Source organism: Vibrio comitans (assembly GCA_024346835.1).
GTDB lineage: Bacteria > Pseudomonadota > Gammaproteobacteria > Enterobacterales > Vibrionaceae > Vibrio > Vibrio comitans.
Genome location: AP024866.1, coordinates 2,462,370 through 2,486,291, shown reverse-complemented (window position 1 = coordinate 2,486,291; position 23,922 = coordinate 2,462,370). Strand labels below are relative to the sequence as shown.

The following is a 23,922-nucleotide window of genomic DNA, read 5'->3' as shown; positions in this document are numbered from 1 at the left end:
TACTAAAAAGATGAAATGATTAATAAAAAAGTGGTTGACACTGATAATTATCTCATTAGAATAGGCCGTCCGCTTGGAGAGGTAACCCTTGAAAAGCAACGCTCTTTAACAATTTAAACCTATCAATCTGTGTGGGCACTCGTTGATGATAATCGAAAAGATTTATCAATGAACTGAGTGACCAATACAATGATTTTTAATCATTGGCACAGTCAATTCATTATCGTTCTGTTGGGACGATAATAGCTTTAAAATTACTTCTTACTTTCGAGTAAGGAACAGTTTTGAAGTCAGTATTCATTGAGCCGGTCGTAAGACCAAAAAAACTTTAATTGAAGAGTTTGATCATGGCTCAGATTGAACGCTGGCGGCAGGCCTAACACATGCAAGTCGAGCGGAAACGACAACATTGACCCTTCGGGTGATTTGTTGGGCGTCGAGCGGCGGACGGGTGAGTAATGCCTGGGAAATTGCCCTGATGTGGGGGATAACCATTGGAAACGATGGCTAATACCGCATAATGTCTACGGACCAAAGAGGGGGACCTTCGGGCCTCTCGCTTCAGGATATGCCCAGGTGGGATTAGCTAGTTGGTGAGGTAATGGCTCACCAAGGCGACGATCCCTAGCTGGTCTGAGAGGATGATCAGCCACACTGGAACTGAGACACGGTCCAGACTCCTACGGGAGGCAGCAGTGGGGAATATTGCACAATGGGCGCAAGCCTGATGCAGCCATGCCGCGTGTATGAAGAAGGCCTTCGGGTTGTAAAGTACTTTCAGTCGTGAGGAAGGCGTTGAAGTTAATAGCTTCATCGTTTGACGTTAGCGACAGAAGAAGCACCGGCTAACTCCGTGCCAGCAGCCGCGGTAATACGGAGGGTGCGAGCGTTAATCGGAATTACTGGGCGTAAAGCGCATGCAGGTGGTTTGTTAAGTCAGATGTGAAAGCCCGGGGCTCAACCTCGGAACCGCATTTGAAACTGGCAGGCTAGAGTACTGTAGAGGGGGGTAGAATTTCAGGTGTAGCGGTGAAATGCGTAGAGATCTGAAGGAATACCAGTGGCGAAGGCGGCCCCCTGGACAGATACTGACACTCAGATGCGAAAGCGTGGGGAGCAAACAGGATTAGATACCCTGGTAGTCCACGCCGTAAACGATGTCTACTTGGAGGTTGTGGCCTTGAGCCGTGGCTTTCGGAGCTAACGCGTTAAGTAGACCGCCTGGGGAGTACGGTCGCAAGATTAAAACTCAAATGAATTGACGGGGGCCCGCACAAGCGGTGGAGCATGTGGTTTAATTCGATGCAACGCGAAGAACCTTACCTACTCTTGACATCCAGAGAACTCGCTAGAGATAGCTTGGTGCCTTCGGGAACTCTGAGACAGGTGCTGCATGGCTGTCGTCAGCTCGTGTTGTGAAATGTTGGGTTAAGTCCCGCAACGAGCGCAACCCTTATCCTTGTTTGCCAGCACGTAATGGTGGGAACTCCAGGGAGACTGCCGGTGATAAACCGGAGGAAGGTGGGGACGACGTCAAGTCATCATGGCCCTTACGAGTAGGGCTACACACGTGCTACAATGGCGCATACAGAGGGCGGCCAACCAGCGATGGTGAGCGAATCCCAAAAAGTGCGTCGTAGTCCGGATTGGAGTCTGCAACTCGACTCCATGAAGTCGGAATCGCTAGTAATCGTGAATCAGAATGTCACGGTGAATACGTTCCCGGGCCTTGTACACACCGCCCGTCACACCATGGGAGTGGGCTGCAAAAGAAGTGGGTAGTTTAACCTTCGGGAGGACGCTCACCACTTTGTGGTTCATGACTGGGGTGAAGTCGTAACAAGGTAGCCCTAGGGGAACCTGGGGCTGGATCACCTCCTTATACGATGATTATTCACGATGAGTGTCCACACAGATTGATACGGTTTAGAAAGTAAAGAGATTTTGAAACACCCCCCAAGGTGTTTCGACAGTTTATGTTTGCTCTTCGGAGTGAAGATAAATCTAGTGTCCCGTTCGTCTAGAGGCCTAGGACACCGCCCTTTCACGGCGGTAACAGGGGTTCGACTCCCCTACGGGATACCATTGGGTCGTTAGCTCAGCTGGTAGAGCAGTTGACTTTTAATCAATTGGTCGCAGGTTCGAATCCTGCACGACCCACCATTTTCTCCCTTTAAAAGGAGAAAATAAGTTCCTAAGATGGGGCTATAGCTCAGCTGGGAGAGCGCCTGCCTTGCACGCAGGAGGTCTGCGGTTCGATCCCGCATAGCTCCACCATCTTGGAAATGTTCATACCACTGAACAATAAAATGTGGGCGATTAGCTCAGTTGGGAGAGCACCTCCCTTACAAGGAGGGGGTCACTGGTTCGAGCCCGGTATCGCCCACCATTCTCTAACTATTTTTGGAAAATTATTCCAAACCAGAACAAGAAATTGACACTGGTTGGGATTTTTGTCGCCTAAGCGAAGTAACTGAAAGTAATTAGAAAATGTTTTTTTATTGCCTTTTGGCTAGAAAATCATGCTCTTTAACAATTTGGAAAGCTGACGATAAATAATGTGATTTCATTATTTATCAAATTTAAAAGTTCTCAAATCCTAGTGATTTATCATTAGGTACCAACACACATTCAAGTGTTCTTGGGAATGTATTCTTGCCAGGATGCATTCAAATTTGAGTCCGGCAAAATCGAATGTTATCTCGCTCATAATAAAGAGATAACGCACCTTGGAAACGTCATACTGCAGCGTAGCAACTGCATTGCGTAAGCAAGACCCTTTGGGGTTGTATGGTTAAGTGACTAAGCGTACACGGTGGATGCCTTGGCAGTCAGAGGCGATGAAAGACGTAATAACTTGCGATAAGCCCAGATTAGGTAGTAATAACCATTTGAGTCTGGGATTTCTGAATGGGGAAACCCACGTGCATAAGCACGTATCGTTATGTGAATACATAGCATAACGAGGCAAACCCGGGGAACTGAAACATCTAAGTACCCGGAGGAAGAGAAATCAACCGAGATTCCGAAAGTAGCGGCGAGCGAAATTGGATTAGCCCTTAAGCTTTTAATGCGTCAGGTGAAGAGTCTGGAAAGTCTCGCAGTATAGGGTGATAGCCCCGTAACCGACAACGCATTTTAAGTGAAAACGAGTAAGGCGGGACACGTGATATCCTGTTTGAACATGGGGGGACCATCCTCCAAGGCTAAATACTACTGACTGACCGATAGTGAACCAGTACCGTGAGGGAAAGGCGAAAAGAACCCCTGTGAGGGGAGTGAAATAGAACCTGAAACCGTGTACGTACAAGCAGTAGGAGCGCCTCGAAGCGTGACTGCGTACCTTTTGTATAATGGGTCAGCGACTTATATTCAGTGGCAAGGTTAACCGTTTAGGGGAGCCGTAGGGAAACCGAGTCTTAACTGGGCGTTCAGTCTCTGGATATAGACCCGAAACCAGGTGATCTAGCCATGGGCAGGTTGAAGGTTGAGTAACATCAACTGGAGGACCGAACCGACTAATGTTGAAAAATTAGCGGATGACTTGTGGCTAGGGGTGAAAGGCCAATCAAACCTGGAGATAGCTGGTTCTCCCCGAAAGCTATTTAGGTAGCGCCTCGGACGAATACCAATGGGGGTAGAGCACTGTTAAGGCTAGGGGGTCATCCCGACTTACCAACCCTTTGCAAACTCCGAATACCATTGAGTACTATCCGGGAGACACACGGCGGGTGCTAACGTCCGTCGTGGAGAGGGAAACAACCCAGACCGCCAGCTAAGGTCCCAAAGTATAGCTAAGTGGGAAACGATGTGGGAAGGCTCAGACAGCCAGGATGTTGGCTTAGAAGCAGCCATCATTTAAAGAAAGCGTAATAGCTCACTGGTCGAGTCGGCCTGCGCGGAAGATGTAACGGGGCTAAGCTATACACCGAAGCTGCGGCTGCATACTTTGTATGCGGGGTAGGGGAGCGTTCTGTAAGCGGTTGAAGGTGGTCTGTAAGGGCTGCTGGACGTATCAGAAGTGCGAATGCTGACATGAGTAACGATAAAGGGGGTGAAAAACCCCCTCGCCGGAAGACCAAGGGTTCCTGTCCAACGTTAATCGGGGCAGGGTAAGTCGACCCCTAAGGCGAGGCCGAAAGGCGTAGTCGATGGGAAACGGGTTAATATTCCCGTACTTCTTATAATTGCGATGGGGGGACGGAGAAGGCTAGGTGGGCCTGGCGATGGTTGTCCAGGTTCAAGTATGTAGGCGGAAGGTTTAGGTAAATCCGGACTTTCTTAACGCTGAGATACGATGTCGAGCTGCTACGTGCAGTGAAGTCATTGATGCCATGCTTCCAGGAAAAGCCTCTAAGCTTCAGATTATAAGAAATCGTACCCCAAACCGACACAGGTGGTCGGGTAGAGAATACCAAGGCGCTTGAGAGAACTCGGGTGAAGGAACTAGGCAAAATGGTACCGTAACTTCGGGAGAAGGTACGCTCTTGGCGGTGAAGTCCCTTGCGGATGGAGCTACTAGGAGTCGCAGATACCAGGTGGCTGCAACTGTTTATTAAAAACACAGCACTGTGCAAAATCGTAAGATGACGTATACGGTGTGACGCCTGCCCGGTGCCGGAAGGTTAATTGATGGGGTTAGACTTCGGTCGAAGCTCTTGATCGAAGCCCCGGTAAACGGCGGCCGTAACTATAACGGTCCTAAGGTAGCGAAATTCCTTGTCGGGTAAGTTCCGACCTGCACGAATGGCGTAATGATGGCCACGCTGTCTCCACCCGAGACTCAGTGAAATTGAAATCGCTGTGAAGATGCAGTGTACCCGCGGCTAGACGGAAAGACCCCGTGAACCTTTACTACAGCTTGGCACTGAACATTGAGCCTACATGTGTAGGATAGGTGGGAGGCTTTGAAGACGGTACGCCAGTATCGTTGGAGCCATCCTTGAAATACCACCCTTGTATGTTTGATGTTCTAACTTAGCCCCCTTATCGGGGGTGAGGACAGTGCCTGGTGGGTAGTTTGACTGGGGCGGTCTCCTCCCAAAGAGTAACGGAGGAGCACGAAGGTGGGCTAAACACGGTTGGACATCGTGTGGTTAGTGCAATGGCATAAGCCCGCTTGACTGCGAGAATGACAATTCGAGCAGGTGCGAAAGCAGGTCATAGTGATCCGGTGGTTCTGAATGGAAGGGCCATCGCTCAACGGATAAAAGGTACTCCGGGGATAACAGGCTGATACCGCCCAAGAGTTCATATCGACGGCGGTGTTTGGCACCTCGATGTCGGCTCATCACATCCTGGGGCTGAAGTCGGTCCCAAGGGTATGGCTGTTCGCCATTTAAAGTGGTACGCGAGCTGGGTTTAGAACGTCGTGAGACAGTTCGGTCCCTATCTGCCGTGGGCGTTGGAAGATTGAAGGGGGCTGCTCCTAGTACGAGAGGACCGGAGTGGACGAACCTCTGGTGTTCGGGTTGTCATGCCAATGGCATTGCCCGGTAGCTAAGTTCGGAATCGATAACCGCTGAAAGCATCTAAGCGGGAAGCGAGCCCTGAGATGAGTCTTCCCTGGCACTTTAAGTGTCCTAAAGGGTTGTTCGAGACTAGAACGTTGATAGGCAGGGTGTGTAAGTGCTGCGAGGCATTGAGCTAACCTGTACTAATTGCCCGTGAGGCTTAACCATACAACACCCAAGGGGTTTTGTGGACTCGAAGTAAGAACTTTGAATGTGTATATGACTTTTAAATAACAGTTTTCCGAATTTTAAAATTTGCTTGGCGACCATAGCATTGTGGACCCACCTGATTCCATGCCGAACTCAGAAGTGAAACACAATAGCGCCGATGGTAGTGTGGGGCTTCCCCATGTGAGAGTAGGACATCGCCAGGCTTTAAATTACATCTAACTAAAGCAACGCGAGTAAGACTTTAGCTAGATAACAAATTGGTGCGGAGTGGTAGTTCAGTTGGTTAGAATACCGGCCTGTCACGCCGGGGGTCGCGGGTTCGAGTCCCGTCCACTCCGCCACTAATAAGAAGCCCTAGTCGAAAGACTAGGGCTTTTTTTCGTCTGTGAATCACTGATTTGTAGTTAGTAAAACCTCAGACTAGCCGCTCGCGACAAGAGGCTGAGGATTTTTGCTATTCATAGCACTTTTTTTTACTCTTTGAGTAAACGAGTGCAGCTCGGTTGCAAGTCCAATTGAGTGCAAGCGCGGCCTTTCGCCACTAATAAGAAGCCCTAGACTGGCCGTCCGAGTCGAAAGACTGAGGTCTTTTGTTCTTTGAACAAATGAATCGCAGTTGGTCTCGATTCCAATCATTCGGAAACCTTTATAGCTTTTCCTCGTCTATAGAAAACTATTGCAGCGCTCAGTTCATTAACCTTAGTTGCACTCAAGTTATCCAGACTAATGCTCTAAGAACTGTTTAGTGACTAGAAACGACCTGCATAGTGGCTTACCTACTCACCTCTTCAATTCGTATCAATGGTTTAAAGAGAGTAATTCGTACAGAATTTATAAGACCAAAGTTGGTTGTTATTCTTTTGCTTTAGAGCCTATCTAAAAGCGTTTTTTAAATACAAAAAAAGGCCACCTATCGGCAGCCTATTTAAGTTTATCTATGCGAACTAGCTCTTAACGGTTTTACGCTTTATCCTCGAATGAATAAACAGAGCTAATAGGATGATGGCACCGCCAATGATAAGGCGAGTCATGTCTACATCTCGATTCCAGATAGTGACATTAACAATCAATCCGGCCGGTATAAGTGCGTTGTTCATTATGGCAAGGTAACCAGGGTCTACTTGACTTGCACCTCGGTTCCATAAGAAATAGCCTAAGCCAGAGGCTCCGATACCAAGCCATAACAGCACACCAATCTGTGTTGGGTCTGTTGGTAGTTCCGCTTTGCCCCAGATAGCCCAAGCAATAGTGACTACAACCAAGGCACCAATATAGAACCAACCAAAGATGTCTCGCTGCGCCATTTCTTCGCGACTCTCTTTAAAGTACTTGTAGCCAACCTGACCAAATGCAAAGCAAAGATTAGAGCATTGGACGACCAAAAAGCCGATAAGGTAATCCTCGGTAAGATTGTCGTAGCGAATAACCAAAGCGCCGATGACGGCAACAAAAGCACTGACTAAATAGAGAGGATTGAATTGCTTCTTGAGGGCATCATAAATGAGAGTGACATAGATTGGGGTAAAGACGGTAAACACCAACACTTCTGGTACTGTCAGTAGTAAGAATGATTGGTAGTAGAAAATGTACATTAAACCCAGTTGGATACCACCAATACCCATGAGCTGTAGCGCCTCGGACTTTTTAACAGCCTTTAGGCGAAGCAAAGGTAAAAAGACTACGGCGGCCAATGCTATACGAATCCAAACCGATACATACGCATCAACTTGTCCCGCTAAATAGACACCAATTAAACTGAAAGATAACGACCACATGATCGTTGTAACGATTAAATATCCCAAAACTACCTCGTATAGCGATAATGCAAGTTTTCTTGTTTACGCGGACCGCTGATTGACCAATTAAACTCGATAGAGTCATTATTCCATTTGGCCATGCCGCTATATAGATCATCACCACAAACATGTGCTGAGTCACTAATCCATTGTTTTGTTTCAGCGTTATAGCTGAGTACAAATAGCTCTACTGCATTTTCTCTGCCGAAGCGACTGTGCAGTAATTTAATTTTCGAAGCGTTCAGACGTTGCCATATAAACTCGTTTTGAGTATCAACAGTATGTCCATTTTGCTTGAGAGTGAAACGCCCTTGCTCTTTAAAGTAAAGGGTGTCGCTTCCTTCCATCTCTATGTTGACTGAACCACTGCCTTCTCCAGCCCAGCCCATAACTGAATTGGCTCCAGGTTTTGATTGGTATTGGTAGTGATTAATCAATTGCAGTTGTTGCCAAAGATCAAACATAGTCGCTCTCTGCTTTCCCCAATTTGTTGAGTTTTCTTTAGTTATAAAAAATCCGATAGTCAGTAATGAGTATCGGATTTTATAGGATGATAATTTAAGTGGCTCTATGCCATACCTTGAATAATCACAAACTTCTCGAGTAGTTCCTCTTCAGTCTCTACATGTTGAGGGTCAGTGATAATACACTTAGTAATAGGACACACCGACTGGCAGGTAGGTGCGTCATAGTGCCCTTTGCACTCAGTACACAGGTTTGGGTCTATCTCGTAGATAGAATCACCCATGCTGATAGCATCGTTCGGGCATTCAGGTTCGCACATATCGCAATTTATGCACGTTTTTTGGATCAATAGAGCCATCGATTATTTACCTGATGGGTTACGAGTATCTTGACCAGCGCTTAGGTTGCGCATTAGCAAACCAAACTCTAGGTTCATATCTTCTGGTACTGGGATAAAGACAAAGTGTCCATTACCTTTAGCATCGTCGATGCTCTCAGACTTACGGTTTTCCATTACTTCAAGATTGAAGACAACGTTACCTTCTGGAGTCATTAGCTCTAGGCTATCACCGACCATGAACTTGTTCTTCACTTCTACTTCTGCAAGGTCACCACGGCGTTTGCCAGTAAATTCACCCACAAACTGTTGAGAATCTGATATTGAGTAACCGTACTCATAGTTCTGGTAAGCGTCATGTGTATGACGGCGCAAGAAACCTTCAGTGTAGCCACGGTGAGCAAGGCTCTCTAGAGTACCTAGTAGGTTTGGATCAAATGGCTTGCCTTCTACAGCATCATCGATAGCTTTACGGTAAACCTGAGCTGTACGCGCACAGTAATAGAAAGACTTTGTGCGGCCTTCAATTTTCAGTGAGTGTACACCCATTTTAGTTAAACGCTCTACGTGTTGAACTGCACGTAAATCTTTAGAGTTCATGATGTAAGTACCATGCTCATCTTCAAACGCTGCCATTTTTTCTTCTGGGCGATGAGATTCTGATAGCAAAATCACTTCATCCGTTGGTTTACCAAGACCTAGAGTATTGTCAGGGCGCTCTTGGTTTTCAGCAGTCACGGCTTCTTGAATCTCAACGATTTGACCAGCGTCATCTTCCGTAGCTTTCTCTGCCTTGTACTCCCAACGACAAGCATTGGTGCAGGTACCTTGGTTAGGGTCACGCTTATTCATGTAGCCAGACAGTAAGCATCGACCTGAGTACGCCATGCACAATGCACCGTGAACAAAGATTTCTAGTTCAGTTTCAGGGCAGTGCTCGCGAATCTCTTCGATTTCTTCTAGTGAAAGCTCACGAGAAAGGATAACGCGCTCTACGCCTTGAGTAGACCAGAATTTTACTGTTGCCCAGTTAACTGCGTTTGCCTGAACTGATAGGTGAATTGGCATTTCTGGGAATGCTTCGCGAACCATCATGATAAGGCCTGGGTCAGACATGATCAGAGCGTCAGGGCCCATCTCAACTACTGGCTTAAGATCGCGGATAAAGGTCTTTAGCTTAGAGTTATGAGGCTGGATGTTACAAACCACATACAATTTCTTGCCTTGCGCATGTGCTTCATTGATACCGATTTGTAGGTTTTCGTGGTTGAACTCGTTGTTACGAACACGAAGACTGTATCGTGGCTGGCCTGCATAAACAGCGTCTGCACCGTATGCAAATGCGTAGCGCATGTTTTTAAGGCTACCCGCAGGAGAAAGTAATTCTGGTTTGAACATGTTTGTATACTCTATTCTGATTTCAAGTCAGGATCTCGCCACCTTGTAGCGAGATATAAGGAGGGCGAATTTTACGGGATCGTCGCAAAAATCGCCACTAAAAAGTATACATGTCACAGAATGTAGGGTTAGTTTTTCTCTAAACCGCCTAATTCGGTGTGTAAATTGCCTACCAAGGCCAGCAATTCACTGCTCATCAATGAAAAGTCAGCATCAAAACGAGCAGCTTTATCTTCACGAGGAATGTCTTCGTTCTGATCTTTTACCTCTTCACCAAACTTAATTCGTTTCAAACTTGCGTCTTCGGCAAGGATAAACTCGACACGATCCTGCCAATTTAATGCCAATTTTGTAACAAATTTATTCGCTTCGATATGATTTAAGATTTCTTCGCTTTGCAAATCTTGTTGCTTACAACGAATTATGCCGCCATCTTCTAGTGCTGATTTCAGCTCTGCTTCAGCAAGGATCTCGAAGCCCGTAGGTTGGCTTTCACCCTTAATCCATTCCGTTAATGTTGTCTCTACAGGTGTCTCAGGTAGGGCTGGAACTACCGGCAAACTACCGATGGTTTTACGCAGTAGTGCGAGGGCATCTTCTGCCTTTTTTGAGCTCGAAGCATCTACAAGAATGACACCATCTTCGATGGAAACAAGTAGATAGGTAAGTTGGCTACGAGTGAAGGCACGAGGCAGTAAATCCATCAGGATCTCGTCCTTAATTGTATCGCGTTCAGTCTTCTTCAGACGACGGTTTTCCTGCTCTTCAAGCAGATTAACCTTGTTAGCAACTGCATCATTGACCACAGAAGCAGGTAGCAGTTTTTCTTCTTTTTTTGCACACAGCAGAATGCGATTTTGCGCTACATGGCTGAGTAATTGATCTTGGCCTGGCATCGCGAAAGACCAACCAAATTTTTGTTTGTCTTGGCTGCCGCAAGGCTTGAATTGAAACTCTTTAAGTTGCTCTTCAAGAGCTTCAGCTTGTATGTCTACTTCACGGTTGAAGCGGTAGACGAGGCAGTTTTTAAACCACATGATGTGTCTCTGTATTGCAATGGGAAAACCTAATGATAAAGGAAGGTTTGCACCTATGCCTAATACAATATTCGTCTTGTGCGATGAATTTATTATGATTTTTTGTTTTCAATAGACACAAAAGTGTCATAATTTAGCAAGATAATATGCCGAGTTTACGAATAATCGAGGTTATCAGAAAGATGTCTAGAAGAATCCTAGTTGTAGAGGATGAAGCTCCAATTCGCGAGATGCTTTGCTTTGTTTTAGAGCAAAAAGGTTATGAAACGGTAGAAGCTGAAGACTACGATACCGCGGTAAGTATGCTCAAAGAACCCTTTCCAGATTTGATCCTTTTAGATTGGATGTTGCCTGGTGGTACTGGTATTAACTTCATCAAGCACCTTAAGCGTGATGAAATGACGCGTAACATTCCAGTTGTGATGCTGACTGCTCGTGGAGAAGAAGAAGACAAGGTTAAGGGCCTAGAGGTAGGCGCAGATGATTACATCACTAAGCCTTTCTCGCCAAAAGAACTTCTTGCTCGCCTAAAAGCCGTGATTCGTCGCGCATCACCAACCTCTACAGAAGAGGTGATTGATGTACAAGGACTGCGTCTTGATCCAGTATCACACCGAGTGACAGCTCATGATCAAGCACTGGATATGGGACCAACCGAATTTAAGATGTTGCACTTTTTCATGACTCACCAAGAGCGTGTATATAGCCGTGAGCAACTTCTGAACCATGTTTGGGGCACCAATGTTTACGTTGAAGACAGAACCGTTGATGTTCATATTCGTCGTCTGCGTAAGGCGCTGGAAGCTACTGAACATCATAAACTTGTTCAAACTGTACGCGGTGCAGGTTACCGATTCTCGACCAAAGCCTAACCAGCAGGCTCGTCGAACTCTGGAGTACGCCTTTAGATGGTAGAAAAACTGACATGGAGAAAGCTGGCTTTAGAGCTGGCTTTTTTTTATACACCTTGGGTTTTGCTTGGATGGTTTGTAGGGTACATGCCATGGATGCTGCTGATTGCAACAGTATTGCAATTAGGCTGGCACCTGCATAATCAAATCCGTTTTTCACAGTGGCTGTGGAATGACAAGCGCCTTTCTCCGCCTTCAAGCTCCGGTAATTGGGAGCCTTTGTTTAATGGCATGTATCGCTTACAGCAGCGTCAGCGTCGTAAACGAAAAGAGCTTACCGGCCTTATTCGTCGTTTTCGCAATGGTGCAGAGTCCTTGCCTGATGCGGTAGTGGTATTTCGTGATGAAGGCAATATTGTTTGGTGTAACCGATTAGCACAGCAACTACTAGGCTTTCGCTGGCCAGAAGATTCTGAATTACCGATTACCAATCTACTGCGTTCTCCAGACTTTATTAAATATCTGAACAAAAATGACTTTTCAGAACCTTTAGAGATGCGCTCTCCGCTGAATGTGGAGCGTATATTGGAATTGCGTATTGTGCCGTATACCGACGGTGAGCATTTGATGGTAGTACGTGATGTCTCTCAGCTAAAAACCCTTGAGGGTATGCGTCGCAACTTTTTTGCCAATGTGTCTCATGAACTGCGGACCCCGATGACGGTATTGCAGGGCTACTTAGAAATGACGGCCGATCCAGATATGCTGGTAGGCCCAATGTGGCCAAAAGCTCATGGTGTTATGACTGAGCAGCTCAATCGAATGAATAGCTTGGTGAATCAACTTCTGACGTTATCTAAAATTGAAGCGGCTCCAATGGGCGGCGGCGATGATATTGTTGATGTCCCTCGCATGTTGCACGTGCTAGAGAAAGAAGCGCAAGCATTGAGTGGCAGCAAAGAACATCAGCTTAAGTTTGATATTGATGAGTCACTGAAGGTCATGGGTGATGAAGATCAACTACGCAGTGCCATTTCTAACCTAGTTTACAACGCGGTGAAATACACTCCAGCAGGCTCTCATATTCATGTTACTTGGAATGAAACCGTGCAAGGTGCTTACTTGCAGGTTGCTGATACTGGTGAGGGAATAGAACCTCAACATCTACATAGACTGACCGAGCGTTTTTATCGAGTAGATAAGGCTCGCTCAAGAGAAACGGGTGGTAGTGGTTTAGGTTTGGCTATCGTGAAACACACTTTGAGTCATCATGATTCACAGTTAGAAATACAAAGTGAGGTGGGCAAGGGCAGTCAATTCTCCTTTGTACTTCCTAAGCGCTTAGTCGCTAGGGAGTTGACGCCATCGTGAGACGTTCGTTGATTGCTGGTTTATTGGTTTTTGTGACGTCATTTTGTAGCGCGTCAACTCCTTTACCTGATTACAGAGCCATTCAAGGCATCTCCGGTAACTTAACATCCGTGGGCTCAGACTCCCTGGCAGGTATTATTACTGCGTGGGCAGAAGAGTTTTCAGCCCTTTATCCTAGTGTTAATGTTCAGGTGCAAGCCTCGGGCAGTTCGACGGCGGTTCCTGCTCTTACTGAGGGGACAGCGCAGTTTGGGCCGATGAGTCGAGAAATGCAGCCTAGCGAGATAGCCGCTTTTGAGCGTGAATATGGCTATGCACCAACGGAGCTTGTGGTGGCACTCGATGCTTTGGGCGTATTTGTTCATCAAGATAATCCAATTCAAGGTTTAAATTTTGTTGAGCTGGATGCCATTTTTTCAACCACTTACTTTTGTGGCACCAACCGATACATAGATACATGGAGTGACCTTGGGGTTTTGCAACCTTGGGGAAAGCTAAAGATACAAAAGTATGGGCGTAATCCAGTATCGGGAACTCATGGTGTATTTAAGAGTAAAGTCTTGTGTGGTGGAGACTTTGACAGTTCGGTGAATGAACTGCTAGGGGCGACCTCTGTGGTTCAAGGTGTGGCATCATCAGTATCCTCTATAGGGTACTCGGGCGTAGCCTCTAAAGCGGTAGGAACTCGCTTACTTCCTATAGCTGAGTTTGATGACAATTATACTTTACCAACACCTGAGAACATCATTAGTGGTAAGTATCCACTTAGCCGCCAACTTTATATTTATGTAAATAAACAGCCGAATAGGGCACTGCCGCGCAGTCAACGTGAGTTGATTCGCTTTATCTACTCTAAGCAAGGGCAACAAGCGGTGTCTCGTGAAGGGTATATCCCCATCTCTCGTGAATTGGCACAGAAAGAACTGAATAAGGTCGATTTGAAATTATAAAGGGCTCTGAGAGCCCTTTTATTTATCTGTCTTCAAGTAAATCACAGAACTCGAACCTTAATCTCCAACCGACACTCTGCCAGTAGAGTTGCTCTTGCTCTAAGTCTGAGATCAGCAGGCGATTCTCCTTCAAATGGTCTAAATCTGAGTGAGACAATACCCAGTCGCCATCCTCAATCGTGAGTTGCCAAAGGCTTGCTTTCACATCATTTCGGGATACATTAATCACAATGGAGAGGCGTAATATCTTGATAAGCTCAAGAATGTCCTCTTTGGCATAAAGGCTAAACTCTTCCATCTCACTGAGTTTTAAGGCCTTCCTTTGGAATCGCACTAGGGTAGCGATCAGCCTTTGTTGCTCGCTATTGAAGCCTGGCATATTGGTATGCTGAAGAAGGTAGTGAGAATGGCGGTGATAACCCCGATAGCTTAAACTCAATCCTACTTCATGCAATAAGGCGGCCCAGTTAAGTAGCTTGACCAATTCACTACTCTTTTCTAAGTCCGTATCGTCAATGACCTGCTTGAGGAAATGCTTGCTGTGTTGCCTCACACGATTAGCTTGCTCGACATCGATCCTGTGTTTAAGTGCTAGGTTCTCGGCGGTTCGCATACGAATATCTGAATGGGCAAAGCGTTCTTCCATTTCATACATCGCCCCTTCACGCAAAGCGCCAGAAGAATAATGAAGCTCTTCAATTTCTAGTGACTGCAAAATGGCTTGTAAGATGGCAACGCCTGGCGCGAGTACTGAGAGTCGTTCCTCGATAATGCCCTTGATCGCTATCTTTTCCACCTTCTTAAATTCACAAAGGTGCTTCACCAGCTTTTTGAGGCGTTTAGGTGTGATAATGCCGTCTTCATAGTCAAGGCTAACCAAGCACTCACGAATGGCTTTTACCGTTCCAGATGACCCTAAGGTTAACTCCCAACCATGCCGCTTGTATTGTTTCGCCAGAAATTCTAATTCTCGCTGTGCAGCAAGGCTTGCGGCGACAAAGTTTTTTGTGTTCAGCTTTCCATCACTAAAGTAGCGATGAGCATAGCTAACACACCCCATCTGCTGGCTGTTGACTAGTTCGGCTTCAAAGCCTTCACCAATCACAAGCTCGGTACTACCACCACCGATATCGATAACAAGTTTGCTCTTCGATACAGGTTGAGTGTGGGCTACACCAAGGTAGATAAGGCGTGCTTCTTCTTCCCCTGGAATGACTTCTATGGGAAAGGGCAGTACCTGTCTAGCTCGCTGAATAAATAGATGGGCGTTATTGGCGATACGCAGGGTATGAGTGGCAACGATTCTCACGTTGCCTTTTTTGAAACCGTCTAGTCGTTCGGCGAACATCTTCAAGCAATCGAGACCGCGCTGCATGGCCTCATTGGTAAGGTTGTTCTGTAAATCCAGACCACTGGCCAGTTTAACTCGCTGCTTATGGCGACTGACTATCTGTAAGTCTTGCCCCACCACTTTTGCGACCACCATATGGAAGCTATTGGAGCCAAGGTCAATGGCTGCAATGTCTTTTTCTGGGATAGCCTCACTGCTGTGCATCACGTCAGGATGCTTCAATTGCTTGCTCACTCAGTTTTCTAGCCTGCTTTTCTACTTGTTTAATATACTCGTAGGTAGCGATCTGAGAGCGAACCTTGCGGCGATTTCCTCGTGCCACATAGCTGTTCGACATCTCCTTGTCGATCCATCGAGCCTTAACGGTATCCGTAAATTGTAGCTCCATAATATCAATGATTCTTTGCTTTAGCCTATTATCATTGATTGGCGTTGCGACCTCGATACGATGCTCAATATTTCGGGTCATCCAGTCTGCGGAAGAGATAAACACTTTAGGGTCGCCATTGTTCTCGGTAATAATGACTCTTGGATGCTCAAGAAAACGGTCTATTACACTGATGACTTTTATATTCTCGCTAATTCCCTCCACTCCAGGAACGAGAGAACACATGCCTCGAATGATCATGCGAATAGGAACTCCAGAAGTGCTCGCTTGATAGAGCTTATTGATCAGTCCTTTATCAACTAGATTATTGATTTTAAGAGTGATCCCACTTTTATTGCCCAACTCAGCGTTTTCTATCTCAGCGTCTATCAACTTGTAGAGGCGCTTGCGCGAGTTCTTTGGAGAGACTATCAACTGATGAAAAGCGACTGGGCGATAAGGGTTTTCAATGTAACCAAATACATTGCGAACCTCATCGGTAATCTCTGGCTTGGCAGTCAGTAGAGAGAAGTCGGTATAGATGCGCGCAGTTTTTTCGTGGAAGTTACCTGTACCTATGTGTGCATAGCGTTTTATTTCCTCGCCCTCACGGCGACTAATTAACAGTAGCTTAGAGTGTATCTTTAAACCGGGAGCGCCAAAGACCACTTGTACACCTGCGTCAGTTAAACGCTTTGACCACAAAATGTTGGCTTCTTCATCAAAGCGTGCCTGCAGTTCAACCACAACGGTCACTTTCTTTCCGTTGTTCACCGCATCAATTAATGAATTCATCAATTTTGACTCTTTAGCCACACGGTAGATATTGATCTTAATGCTGATGACTTTTGGGTCAAACGATGCCTGACGTACAAGCTCTGATACATGGTCGAAGGTGTGGTAAGGGTAGTGAAGCAGAATATCTTCAGCGCTAATGGCATCAAAGCTATTGTTGTACTGCTCAAAGACGGCCGATTTTAGTGGCGGTAATGGTTTATTTTCTAAGTATTCACGGCCTACGTTTGGAAAGCCAATGAAATCCTTGAAGTTATGATAACGCCCACCCGGTATTAAGCTGTCATAGTTGGAGATCTCGAGTTTTCGGCATAGAAACTCCAGCATTTCGCGAGGCATCTCTCTTTGGTAAACGAAGCGCACAGGCATGGCTGAAAGACGCTGACTTAGGCCTTCTGACATTTGCTCGAGCAGGCTGTGTTCAACCTCGTGGCTTAAATCGTACTCTGCATCGCGAGTCATCTTCATTGAATAGCAGCTGATTTCGTCATACTCAAAGAAACCATTGAAGATATCGTCTAGGCAGTGGCGAATTACGTTGTCGAGCAGGATGATAGTCTTACGACGCTTTCCTTTTTGCTCTGGTACCATAACGAAGCGGGGCAGATGATCGGTTGGGATTTCTAGAAGTGCGTATTGCGATACGTTATCTTTAACTAGCGCTACGCTTAGGTAGGCGTATTCATCTTTAAGGAAATCCAGTACATTAATATCCTCATGCATCACGATAGGGGTGATATGAGGCAGTACTTGTTTACGAAAGAACTTCCTTAGCCATTGCTGCTGAGTTTCGTTGACCTGCACCTCGTTGACTAAGAAGATACGGCGGCGAGCCATTTCGAGAAGCAGTTCGTTATACAGTTCGTCAAAGCGTTGATTGAGCTTCATTGCCTTGCTTTGCATTTTACTGAGTAAGCGTTTTGAATTGTCTTGACGACCTCGTTCCTGGTTGATCAAGATACGGCGTTTAACATCGGAAAATCGTACCTTGTAGAACTCATCGAGGTTGTTGGAAAATATGCCCAGAAATCGGATTCTTTCTATTAAGGGAACCGACTTATCAGCGGCCTCTTGCAGGACTCGTTCATTAAAAGAAAGCCAGCTAAGTTCTTTTTCTACATACAGTTTTTCTGTGCTCATCTTCTGTTCCGTTTTCTAGTTTGCAATGCAAGTCTAGTGCTAAAATGGTGGGAGAGAATATTATTGCAGTTAGATTTCAGTCATGTGACAGTCGTCACATTGCGTGTAAGAGAATGTGTCGCACAAACTATTACTAAATTGTGTCACCTTTATGTCAAATGCTTGAGTTACAATCGCTAGATCAGAGAAGATCACATTAAATGAATAGGGCTACATCGTTGTTAAAAGAGACCAATAAAGCTCGTCTGATCAAGGATAAGTTGATAACCGTATTGGTCAAGGCTAGTGGCCTAGGAATGCTGGTGGGCTTATTCGGCATTCTTATTTATTTCATTTCAGAAACCCTGCCAATTTTTGGCACGTCCTCCTATCAGCAAACGGAATATCACCTGCCAGTTTCTGGTGATTCATTCGTTGATGTCAACATTGATAATACGGGGCGAAACGGAACGGCAATTAATAACAAGGGCGAGGTTCTTTACTTTTCTCTGGATGATAATTTTAAATTAATCAACCGAGCCTTGGCGCAGAAAGATCCGGTAGCCATTGCTAAGGATTCGCCGCAGCCATGGACTGCAATGATAGATGCCAGTGGCAATATCGAGGTAGTCATGCCCGAATTTATCGTCTCTCACTCGCAAACCAGAAAAGTGTACACGCCTAACCTGAGAGTAGATAGTGAGCTGTCAGCTCTGCGATTTGACAACCCTAACTTTGACACTCAATTTTTAGATTTTTCCTTACTCACTGATGGGGCGATTATTGCTAGAGCCAGTGAAACAAAAGTAGAGGTCTTTGATTACTTTTCAGGTAACAGTGATCGAATAGTGTCATTGCCTGCGGTGTTTGATGACGTCAACGGTCTTTTTACTGCTAGAGATGGGTTGTATGTCGTCGTGCTTGATGGGGACACAGTAAAATTATTCTCTCGACGCACGAGAGCCGAAGAATTTAGATTGGCATTTCAGCGCCAAGACGAGACGCCAGACGGGAAAAATAGAGAGTTTAAATTCCTCAACGGAGATAAAGGTGCCATTGTTTCCAATGCCAATGAGGATCTGGAATTTTGGTTCTTGGTTTTTCAAAATGAGAGACGTCTGCAGACTGCTCGCAAATATACAACCAGCTCTGAGGTATTAAATATACTGTCAGAGCATACGACTAAAGGCTTTTGGACTATTGGTGCCAATGGTACACACAGTCTTTTTTACGCGACACGCTCTAAGCCTATTTTAGATATAAGTACTGAACGCCCTCCATTGCTGAGTGCCTTATCGCAAAATGATCGTTATTTGATCAGTGTGTATAAGGATAAAATTCAGCGATTTCGTATTGATGCACCTCATCCTGAAATCTCTGTAAAAGAGCTGACGCAAAAGGTGCAATATGAAGGGTACTCTAAGCCAGATTATGTTTGGCAGACCTCTGCGTCGGCAGAAGACGTCGAGCCCAAGTTTAGTCTTGTTCCACTGGTGTTTGGTACTGTCAAAGCGGCGTTATATGCCATGCTGTTTTCTATTCCTATCGCTGTACTAGGCGCAGTCTATACCGCTTACTTTATGTCGACTAAGATGCGAAACACCATCAAGCCGGCGATTGAATTGATGGAAGCATTACCCACCTTGGTGATCGGTTTTCTTGCTGCAGTTTGGCTTGCTCCAATTATGGAGAAAAATTTACTCGCCTTTATGCTTAGCATTGTGGTTATTCCCCTTACTGCTCTTGGGTGTGGTGGGTTATGGGCATTGCTACCAGTGCGGGTGAAATCTCAGGTACCCAAAGGATTGCATCTCATTACTTTATTGCCTGCGATTGTTCTGATTTGGTGGGGATTGTTTGAATACTCCCCTTATTTAGAGAAGCTCTTCTTTGATGATGGCTTGATTTATTTTCTAGCCGACAAAGGCTGGGACTATCAGCAGCGCAATACCTTAATTGTGGGCATTGCGATGGGTTTTGCGGTTATTCCAACCATATTTACTATTTCGGAAGACGCCATTTATTCAGTGCCTAAACATTTATCTAATGGTGCATTGGCGCTGGGTGCTACCGAGTGGCAAACCCTTACTCGAGTCGTACTATTGACCGCTAGCCCTGGCATTATATCCGCGATTATGTTGGGACTAGGGCGCGCAATGGGGGAAACCATGATTGTGTTAACGGTAACGGGGAATACGCCAATAACAGACTGGAATGTGTTTGAAGGCTTGCGTTCGTTGACAGCAACTATTGCGACGGAATTGCCTGAGTCGAAAGTGGGCAGTTCCCATTATCGACTGTTGTTTTTGTCAGCACTAATTTTGTTTTTGTTTACCTTTATTGTGAATAGTGTCGGTGAGAGTGTTCGCCAACGCCTTCGTGATAAGTATCGATCTCTATAGGCAGGAATACTGAGTGATTAAGTGGTTTAGGTCGGGTAAACCTTGGATATGGTTAACTTCCATGGCTGTGACGATCAGCATACTTTCAATGCTGACCGTATTGCTGTTAATTGGTTGGAAGGGTATGAGTCATTTCTGGCCACAGAAGGTTTATGAGTGGAAGAATGATTCGGGTCAGACATTAATTGGTCAGATTTATCAAAGACAGCAGGTGCCGTGGTCTCAATTATCGATAACCCAGCGCCAAGCAATCCCTAGTGCGTTGCGAAGTGAATTAGAGACTCAAACTCTCCCTGAACTTGAGCGCTTGGTAATAAAAGTTGGTAATCGAGATATCTATGGGGGCGAGTTTGTCTCTGAGTTTCTTCACGATTGGTCACAGCCCGTCGCTGAACCTGATTTAATTGTGGTAGAGCGTAAACGAGGTGGACAATTCTTTGGGCGAGTATCAGCCTATGAGGATCAAGACACTAGACAAACGATTAATTCTGCAAAAGAGATCAAAGCGTTACTTGATCTTACCCAGCAAGAGAGAGACAAGATAGAGTTTATCGTCGATACACAGGTAGAGCCTGCAAGTGATGGGTTGCGAAGAGCAGACCAAGCATTGCGCCGTCTACAGGCCGATAAATCGACCGATAAACGACGAATTTCGCTATTGGTGTCCACCAAAGATCAGTTAAATGCCAATAGAACCCAAGCGGAGTTGCAGATAGAAGAGATTCGCCAGCGAATCGAGCAACGAATGCTGGTGGTGAAGGATATGAACGGCGATCTTCACAGCATCAGCTTTTCTTTGATTATCGATGCTTGGTATCCAAACCAGATGACACTGCTTGATAAAGTAGGGCATTGGTTTCACCAAGGCGCCCTGTTCTTGTATGACGAACCTCGCGAGTCGAACTCTGAAGGTGGCGTATTCCCTGCAATTTTTGGCACCATATTGCTCGTATTACTGATGTCGGTGGCTGTGATGCCACTAGGTGTGCTCGCAGGATTATATTTGCATGAATATGCCGAGAATAATTGGCTAACCCGATTGATTCGGATCACTGTGCAAAACCTCGCAGGTGTTCCATCGATAGTATACGGTGTATTTGGCTTAGGCTTCTTTGTGTATACCCTAGGGGGTAGCATCGATGATCTATTCTATTCTGACAATTTGCCCGCCCCTACCTTTGGCACACCAGGCTTGTTATGGGCATCTTTGACCTTAGCAATGCTAACCTTACCCGTGGTAGTAGTGACCATTGAGGACGGCTTGTCGCGTATTCCTAGATCTGTCAGAGATGGTGCATTTGCTCTAGGAGCAACCAAATCTGAGACCATTTTTAGGGTGGTATTACCCATGGCTCTTCCTGCTGTACTTACCGCGCTAATTTTAGCCGTGGCAAGAGCGGCTGGCGAAGTTGCTCCGCTGATGTTGGTTGGGGTGGTAAAACTTGCGCCTAACTTGCCTATCGATGGTCAGTTTCCTTACATACACCTAGAGCGTAAGTTTATGCACCTTGGTTTTCATATTTATGATGCCGGATTTCAGACAACCAATTTAGAAGGCGCCAAGTCATTGGTTTATGCGACCTCTATGTTGCTTGTGACCGTTATTATCGGCTTGAACCTAATCGCGATTCGTATACGAAATTCCCTACGCAACAGTTACCGAAATTTAGGATTTGATGAGCATGTTTTCTAGCCCTGCAACTATAAATGTATTAAAGCCTCTTGATGTTGCTAACCTACCTGCAGAAAAAACTGCGATAGAGTTAGAAAACTTAAACCTTTTTTATCGTCAAAAGCAGGTATTACATGATATCTCTATGCGAATTCCTAAAGGAAAGGTGACGGCTTTCATTGGGCCTTCAGGCTGTGGAAAGTCAACGATCATGCGCTCCATCAATCGGATGAATGATTTAATCGAGGGATGCAAAGTCGAGGGTAATATTCGACTGCTTGGCAAGGATATCTACGATGAAGAGGTGGATGTTTCTGCGTTAAGACGAAGAATTGGCATGGTTTTTCAAAAACCTAACCCTTTTCCAAAAACCATATACGAGAATGTGGTTTTTGGACTTCGATTACAAGGTATTAGAAACAGCCGAGTGCTTGATGATTGTTGTGAGCAAGCATTGCGCGGTGCAGGGTTATGGGGAGAAGTAAAAAATCGTCTTCATGAAAATGCAGTGAATCTAGCAGCAGGTCAGCAGCAGAGATTAGTCATTGCCAGAGCCATTGCGATTGAACCGGAAGTATTACTGCTTGATGAGCCGACCTCTTCTTTGGATCCTATCTCTACACTGACCATTGAAGAGCTGATCAACGATCTAAAAACCAAATATACGGTGGTGATTGTCACTCACAATATGCAACAGGCCGCTAGGGTGAGTGATTATACGGCGTTTGTGCATATGGGTAGGATTGTTGAATACTCGGATACAGATACGGTGTTCACATCACCGAAAGAGAAGAAAACTGAAGATTACATAACGGGTCGAATAGGGTAAGGAGAAGTAAATTAAATGCATACTGGTCGCCATATATCTGGGCAATACAACGTTGAGCTAGAGGCTATTCGAAGCCACGTCCTTACTATGGGGGGGCTGGTTGAGCAGCAATTGGCCTATGCGTTGCGCTCGCTGGTTAAGCAAGACTATGAGTTGGCGAAGAAAGTAGTGGCCGAAGACCATAATGTAAACTCTATGGAAGTGGTTATTGATGAGGCTTGCACTCGGATTATCGCCAGACGTCAGCCTACAGCGGGTGATTTAAGATTGGTAATGACCATTATCAAGACCATCACCGAGCTAGAACGCATTGGTGATGTTGCCTCGCGTCTTGCCCGTACCTCTCTGGAAAATAAAAGCGCAGATCCTCGCTATCAAAACTCTCTCGAGCCACTTTGCCGATTGGCCATTGATATGCTTCATCAAGTACTTGATGCCTTTGCTCGTCTTGATATCGATGCGGCAGCGAATATCTATGAGATTGATGATCGAGTGGATGAGGAGTATCAGAATATCATTCGTCAGTTAACTCAGAATATGATGGATGAGCCTGAAATGATTCCTACTATTTTGCAGGTTATGTGGTCAGCCCGAGCTATCGAACGAGTCGGAGACCGTTGTCAGAATATCTGTGAATACATCATCTACTGCGTAAAGGGCAAAGACGTCAGACACTCCGACGATAAAGAAATCTACAAATACAAAGATAAAGAATAAGCCTTCTCTTTATGTCCTACAGAAGGCTTACTGGGACTCTTATTTGTAAATACTTTTCACAGATTGGATAGCGGTAAAGCTCGTTACTGGAATCTGGAAATCATCCACATCACTCGCTCCCATTTGCGCTTCACTTTGAATACTGTTCATTTTGCTTGAGCGCACAGTCTTACCTGACAGATGAAGTTCTTTAATACCGGTCTTATTTAGAATCTCAAGTGCATTGTCCGCATTAACGCCAGCACCCGCCATAATTTGAATTCGTCCCGCTGCTTGTTGATGTAGTTTAGCGAGGGTTTCGATACCTGCTAGCGCGGTGCTTCTTTGCCCTGAAGTCAGTATTCGCTCGCAGCCAAGGGAAATAATATCTTCCAATGCTCTCTCAACATTCTGGCACTGATCGATGGCTCGATGAAAAGTCACCCCTAGTCCTGATGCTGCGCTTATCAGTTTTTTGCAAACAGAAACGTTCACATGTGCATCCGCAGTCAAAACACCAATGACGATGCCATCTAAGTTGGCATTTTTCGCAGCCTGAATATCGGCAAGCATGATTTCGACGTCTTCATCGGAGAATAGGAAGTCGCCTTGTCTTGGCCTTATCATTGCGTAAATAGGGATAGAAGAGGCTTGTTTAGCTTGCTTCATGAATCCAAAGCTGGGCGTGAGTCCACCAAGAGCAAGGGAAGAGCAAAGCTCGATGCGTGTTGCTCCGGCCTTAATAGCGGTGTGCAGAGATTCTATATTGTCGATACAAACTTCAAGTTGATAGTTCATAGGT

At 45.6% G+C, this 23,922-nt stretch carries 15 protein-coding genes, 5 tRNA genes and 3 rRNA genes; 15 read left to right on the top strand and 8 right to left on the bottom strand.

The window, feature by feature from the left end; translation table 11 throughout:
• Positions 1–329: 329 nt before the first annotated feature.
• From OCU46_RS11430 to OCU46_RS11395, 8 genes are all read left to right on the top strand, one after another.
• A 16S ribosomal RNA gene (locus tag OCU46_RS11430) occupies positions 330–1,882 on the top strand.
• Positions 1,883–2,009: 127 nt separating this feature from the next.
• Positions 2,010–2,085 (top strand) — tRNA-Glu (locus OCU46_RS11425).
• Positions 2,086–2,087: 2 nt separating this feature from the next.
• Positions 2,088–2,163: transfer RNA gene (locus OCU46_RS11420), tRNA-Lys, on the top strand.
• Between the two features lie 38 nt (positions 2,164–2,201).
• Positions 2,202–2,277: transfer RNA gene (locus OCU46_RS11415), tRNA-Ala, on the top strand.
• Positions 2,278–2,313: 36 nt separating this feature from the next.
• Positions 2,314–2,389: transfer RNA gene (locus tag OCU46_RS11410), tRNA-Val, on the top strand.
• A 403-nt stretch (positions 2,390–2,792) separates the two neighbouring features.
• Positions 2,793–5,681: ribosomal RNA gene (locus tag OCU46_RS11405) — 23S ribosomal RNA — on the top strand.
• Between the two features lie 90 nt (positions 5,682–5,771).
• A 5S ribosomal RNA gene (gene rrf / locus OCU46_RS11400) occupies positions 5,772–5,887 on the top strand.
• The 16S, 23S and 5S rRNA genes sit together here with 5 tRNA genes alongside, the layout of an rRNA operon.
• 61 nt (positions 5,888–5,948) lie before the next feature.
• Positions 5,949–6,025 (top strand) — tRNA-Asp (locus OCU46_RS11395).
• A gap of 603 nt (positions 6,026–6,628) precedes the next feature.
• Here the strand turns inward: OCU46_RS11395 and OCU46_RS11390 are convergent.
• The 5 genes from OCU46_RS11390 to rdgC all read right to left on the bottom strand — a co-directional run bounded on the left by OCU46_RS11390 (position 6,629) and on the right by rdgC (position 10,717).
• The gene (locus OCU46_RS11390; protein WP_141272128.1) at positions 6,629–7,459 is read right to left on the bottom strand and encodes a DMT family transporter; all 831 of its coding nucleotides are present in this window, start codon (positions 7,457–7,459) and stop codon (positions 6,629–6,631) included.
• Positions 7,460–7,488: 29 nt separating this feature from the next.
• A complete protein-coding gene (locus OCU46_RS11385) occupies positions 7,489–7,944 on the bottom strand; it encodes a DUF6314 family protein (RefSeq protein ID WP_141271986.1) in 456 nt (151 codons plus the stop codon).
• 104 nt (positions 7,945–8,048) lie between these two features.
• Positions 8,049–8,303 (bottom strand): YfhL family 4Fe-4S dicluster ferredoxin, encoded by a 255-nt coding sequence (locus tag OCU46_RS11380; protein ID WP_017028938.1) that lies wholly within the window; start codon positions 8,301–8,303, stop codon positions 8,049–8,051.
• A gap of 3 nt (positions 8,304–8,306) precedes the next feature.
• Complete coding sequence (gene trhP / locus OCU46_RS11375) at positions 8,307–9,680, bottom strand: prephenate-dependent tRNA uridine(34) hydroxylase TrhP (protein WP_141271987.1); 1,374 nt, start codon at positions 9,678–9,680, stop codon at positions 8,307–8,309.
• A 128-nt stretch (positions 9,681–9,808) separates the two neighbouring features.
• Entirely contained in the window at positions 9,809–10,717 is a 909-nt protein-coding gene (gene rdgC, locus OCU46_RS11370; protein WP_141271988.1) for a recombination-associated protein RdgC, read from the bottom strand.
• A gap of 182 nt (positions 10,718–10,899) precedes the next feature.
• Here rdgC and phoB point away from each other — a divergent pair, with 182 nt between their 5' ends.
• From phoB to OCU46_RS11355, 3 genes are read left to right on the top strand one after another with little or no spacing between them, the layout of a single operon-like run.
• The gene (gene phoB / locus OCU46_RS11365; protein WP_017028935.1) at positions 10,900–11,589 is read left to right on the top strand and encodes a phosphate regulon transcriptional regulator PhoB; all 690 of its coding nucleotides are present in this window, start codon (positions 10,900–10,902) and stop codon (positions 11,587–11,589) included.
• Between the two features lie 36 nt (positions 11,590–11,625).
• A complete protein-coding gene (gene phoR / locus OCU46_RS11360; RefSeq protein ID WP_141271989.1) occupies positions 11,626–12,939 on the top strand; it encodes a phosphate regulon sensor histidine kinase PhoR in 1,314 nt (437 codons plus the stop codon).
• Positions 12,936–13,889 carry a PstS family phosphate ABC transporter substrate-binding protein gene (locus OCU46_RS11355; RefSeq protein ID WP_141271990.1) on the top strand — a complete coding sequence of 318 codons (954 nt, stop codon included), beginning with the start codon at positions 12,936–12,938 and terminating at the stop codon, positions 13,887–13,889. The genes phoR and OCU46_RS11355 overlap by 4 nt, the downstream gene beginning before the upstream one ends.
• 22 nt (positions 13,890–13,911) lie before the next feature.
• On the opposite strand, the gene ppx is transcribed toward OCU46_RS11355, so the two are convergent.
• Together ppx and ppk1 are read right to left on the bottom strand one after the other, a co-directional pair.
• The gene (gene ppx / locus OCU46_RS11350) at positions 13,912–15,444 is read right to left on the bottom strand and encodes an exopolyphosphatase (RefSeq protein WP_208733563.1); all 1,533 of its coding nucleotides are present in this window, start codon (positions 15,442–15,444) and stop codon (positions 13,912–13,914) included.
• 4 nt (positions 15,445–15,448) lie between these two features.
• Positions 15,449–17,542 carry a polyphosphate kinase 1 gene (gene ppk1 / locus OCU46_RS11345; RefSeq protein ID WP_141271992.1) on the bottom strand — a complete coding sequence of 698 codons (2,094 nt, stop codon included), beginning with the start codon at positions 17,540–17,542 and terminating at the stop codon, positions 15,449–15,451.
• 218 nt (positions 17,543–17,760) lie between these two features.
• Between ppk1 and OCU46_RS11340 the strand changes: the two genes are divergently transcribed.
• From OCU46_RS11340 to phoU, 4 genes are all read left to right on the top strand, one after another.
• The gene (locus tag OCU46_RS11340) at positions 17,761–19,923 is read left to right on the top strand and encodes an ABC transporter permease subunit (protein ID WP_244311429.1); all 2,163 of its coding nucleotides are present in this window, start codon (positions 17,761–17,763) and stop codon (positions 19,921–19,923) included.
• A gap of 61 nt (positions 19,924–19,984) precedes the next feature.
• Positions 19,985–21,616 carry a phosphate ABC transporter permease PstA gene (pstA, locus tag OCU46_RS11335; RefSeq protein WP_141272129.1) on the top strand — a complete coding sequence of 544 codons (1,632 nt, stop codon included), beginning with the start codon at positions 19,985–19,987 and terminating at the stop codon, positions 21,614–21,616.
• The gene (gene pstB, locus OCU46_RS11330) at positions 21,606–22,424 is read left to right on the top strand and encodes a phosphate ABC transporter ATP-binding protein PstB (RefSeq protein WP_141271994.1); all 819 of its coding nucleotides are present in this window, start codon (positions 21,606–21,608) and stop codon (positions 22,422–22,424) included. The genes pstA and pstB overlap by 11 nt, the downstream gene beginning before the upstream one ends.
• 15 nt (positions 22,425–22,439) lie before the next feature.
• Positions 22,440–23,141, top strand: a complete 702-nt coding sequence (gene phoU, locus OCU46_RS11325; RefSeq protein WP_141271995.1) for a phosphate signaling complex protein PhoU — start codon at positions 22,440–22,442, stop codon at positions 23,139–23,141.
• Positions 23,142–23,180: 39 nt separating this feature from the next.
• On the opposite strand, the gene OCU46_RS11320 is transcribed toward phoU, so the two are convergent.
• Positions 23,181–23,918, bottom strand: a complete 738-nt coding sequence (locus tag OCU46_RS11320) for a copper homeostasis protein CutC (RefSeq protein WP_141271996.1) — start codon at positions 23,916–23,918, stop codon at positions 23,181–23,183.
• Positions 23,919–23,922: the final 4 nt, after the last annotated feature.

Bases quoted from the DNA above. Each gene is read 5' to 3' on its own strand.
- OCU46_RS11390 (WP_141272128.1), bottom strand. From the start codon at position 7,459: ATGTGGTCGTTATCTTTCAGTTTAATTGGTGTCTATTTAGCGGGACAA.
- OCU46_RS11385 (WP_141271986.1), bottom strand. From the start codon at position 7,944: ATGTTTGATCTTTGGCAACAACTGCAATTGATTAATCACTACCAATAC.
- OCU46_RS11380 (WP_017028938.1), bottom strand. From the start codon at position 8,303: ATGGCTCTATTGATCCAAAAAACGTGCATAAATTGCGATATGTGCGAA.
- trhP (WP_141271987.1), bottom strand. From the start codon at position 9,680: ATGTTCAAACCAGAATTACTTTCTCCTGCGGGTAGCCTTAAAAACATG.
- rdgC (WP_141271988.1), bottom strand. From the start codon at position 10,717: ATGTGGTTTAAAAACTGCCTCGTCTACCGCTTCAACCGTGAAGTAGAC.
- phoB (WP_017028935.1), top strand. From the start codon at position 10,900: ATGTCTAGAAGAATCCTAGTTGTAGAGGATGAAGCTCCAATTCGCGAG.
- phoR (WP_141271989.1), top strand. From the start codon at position 11,626: ATGGTAGAAAAACTGACATGGAGAAAGCTGGCTTTAGAGCTGGCTTTT.
- ppx (WP_208733563.1), bottom strand. From the start codon at position 15,444: ATGCACAGCAGTGAGGCTATCCCAGAAAAAGACATTGCAGCCATTGAC.
- ppk1 (WP_141271992.1), bottom strand. From the start codon at position 17,542: ATGAGCACAGAAAAACTGTATGTAGAAAAAGAACTTAGCTGGCTTTCT.
- pstA (WP_141272129.1), top strand. From the start codon at position 19,985: ATGGCTGTGACGATCAGCATACTTTCAATGCTGACCGTATTGCTGTTA.
- pstB (WP_141271994.1), top strand. From the start codon at position 21,606: ATGTTTTCTAGCCCTGCAACTATAAATGTATTAAAGCCTCTTGATGTT.
- phoU (WP_141271995.1), top strand. From the start codon at position 22,440: ATGCATACTGGTCGCCATATATCTGGGCAATACAACGTTGAGCTAGAG.
- OCU46_RS11320 (WP_141271996.1), bottom strand. From the start codon at position 23,918: ATGAACTATCAACTTGAAGTTTGTATCGACAATATAGAATCTCTGCAC.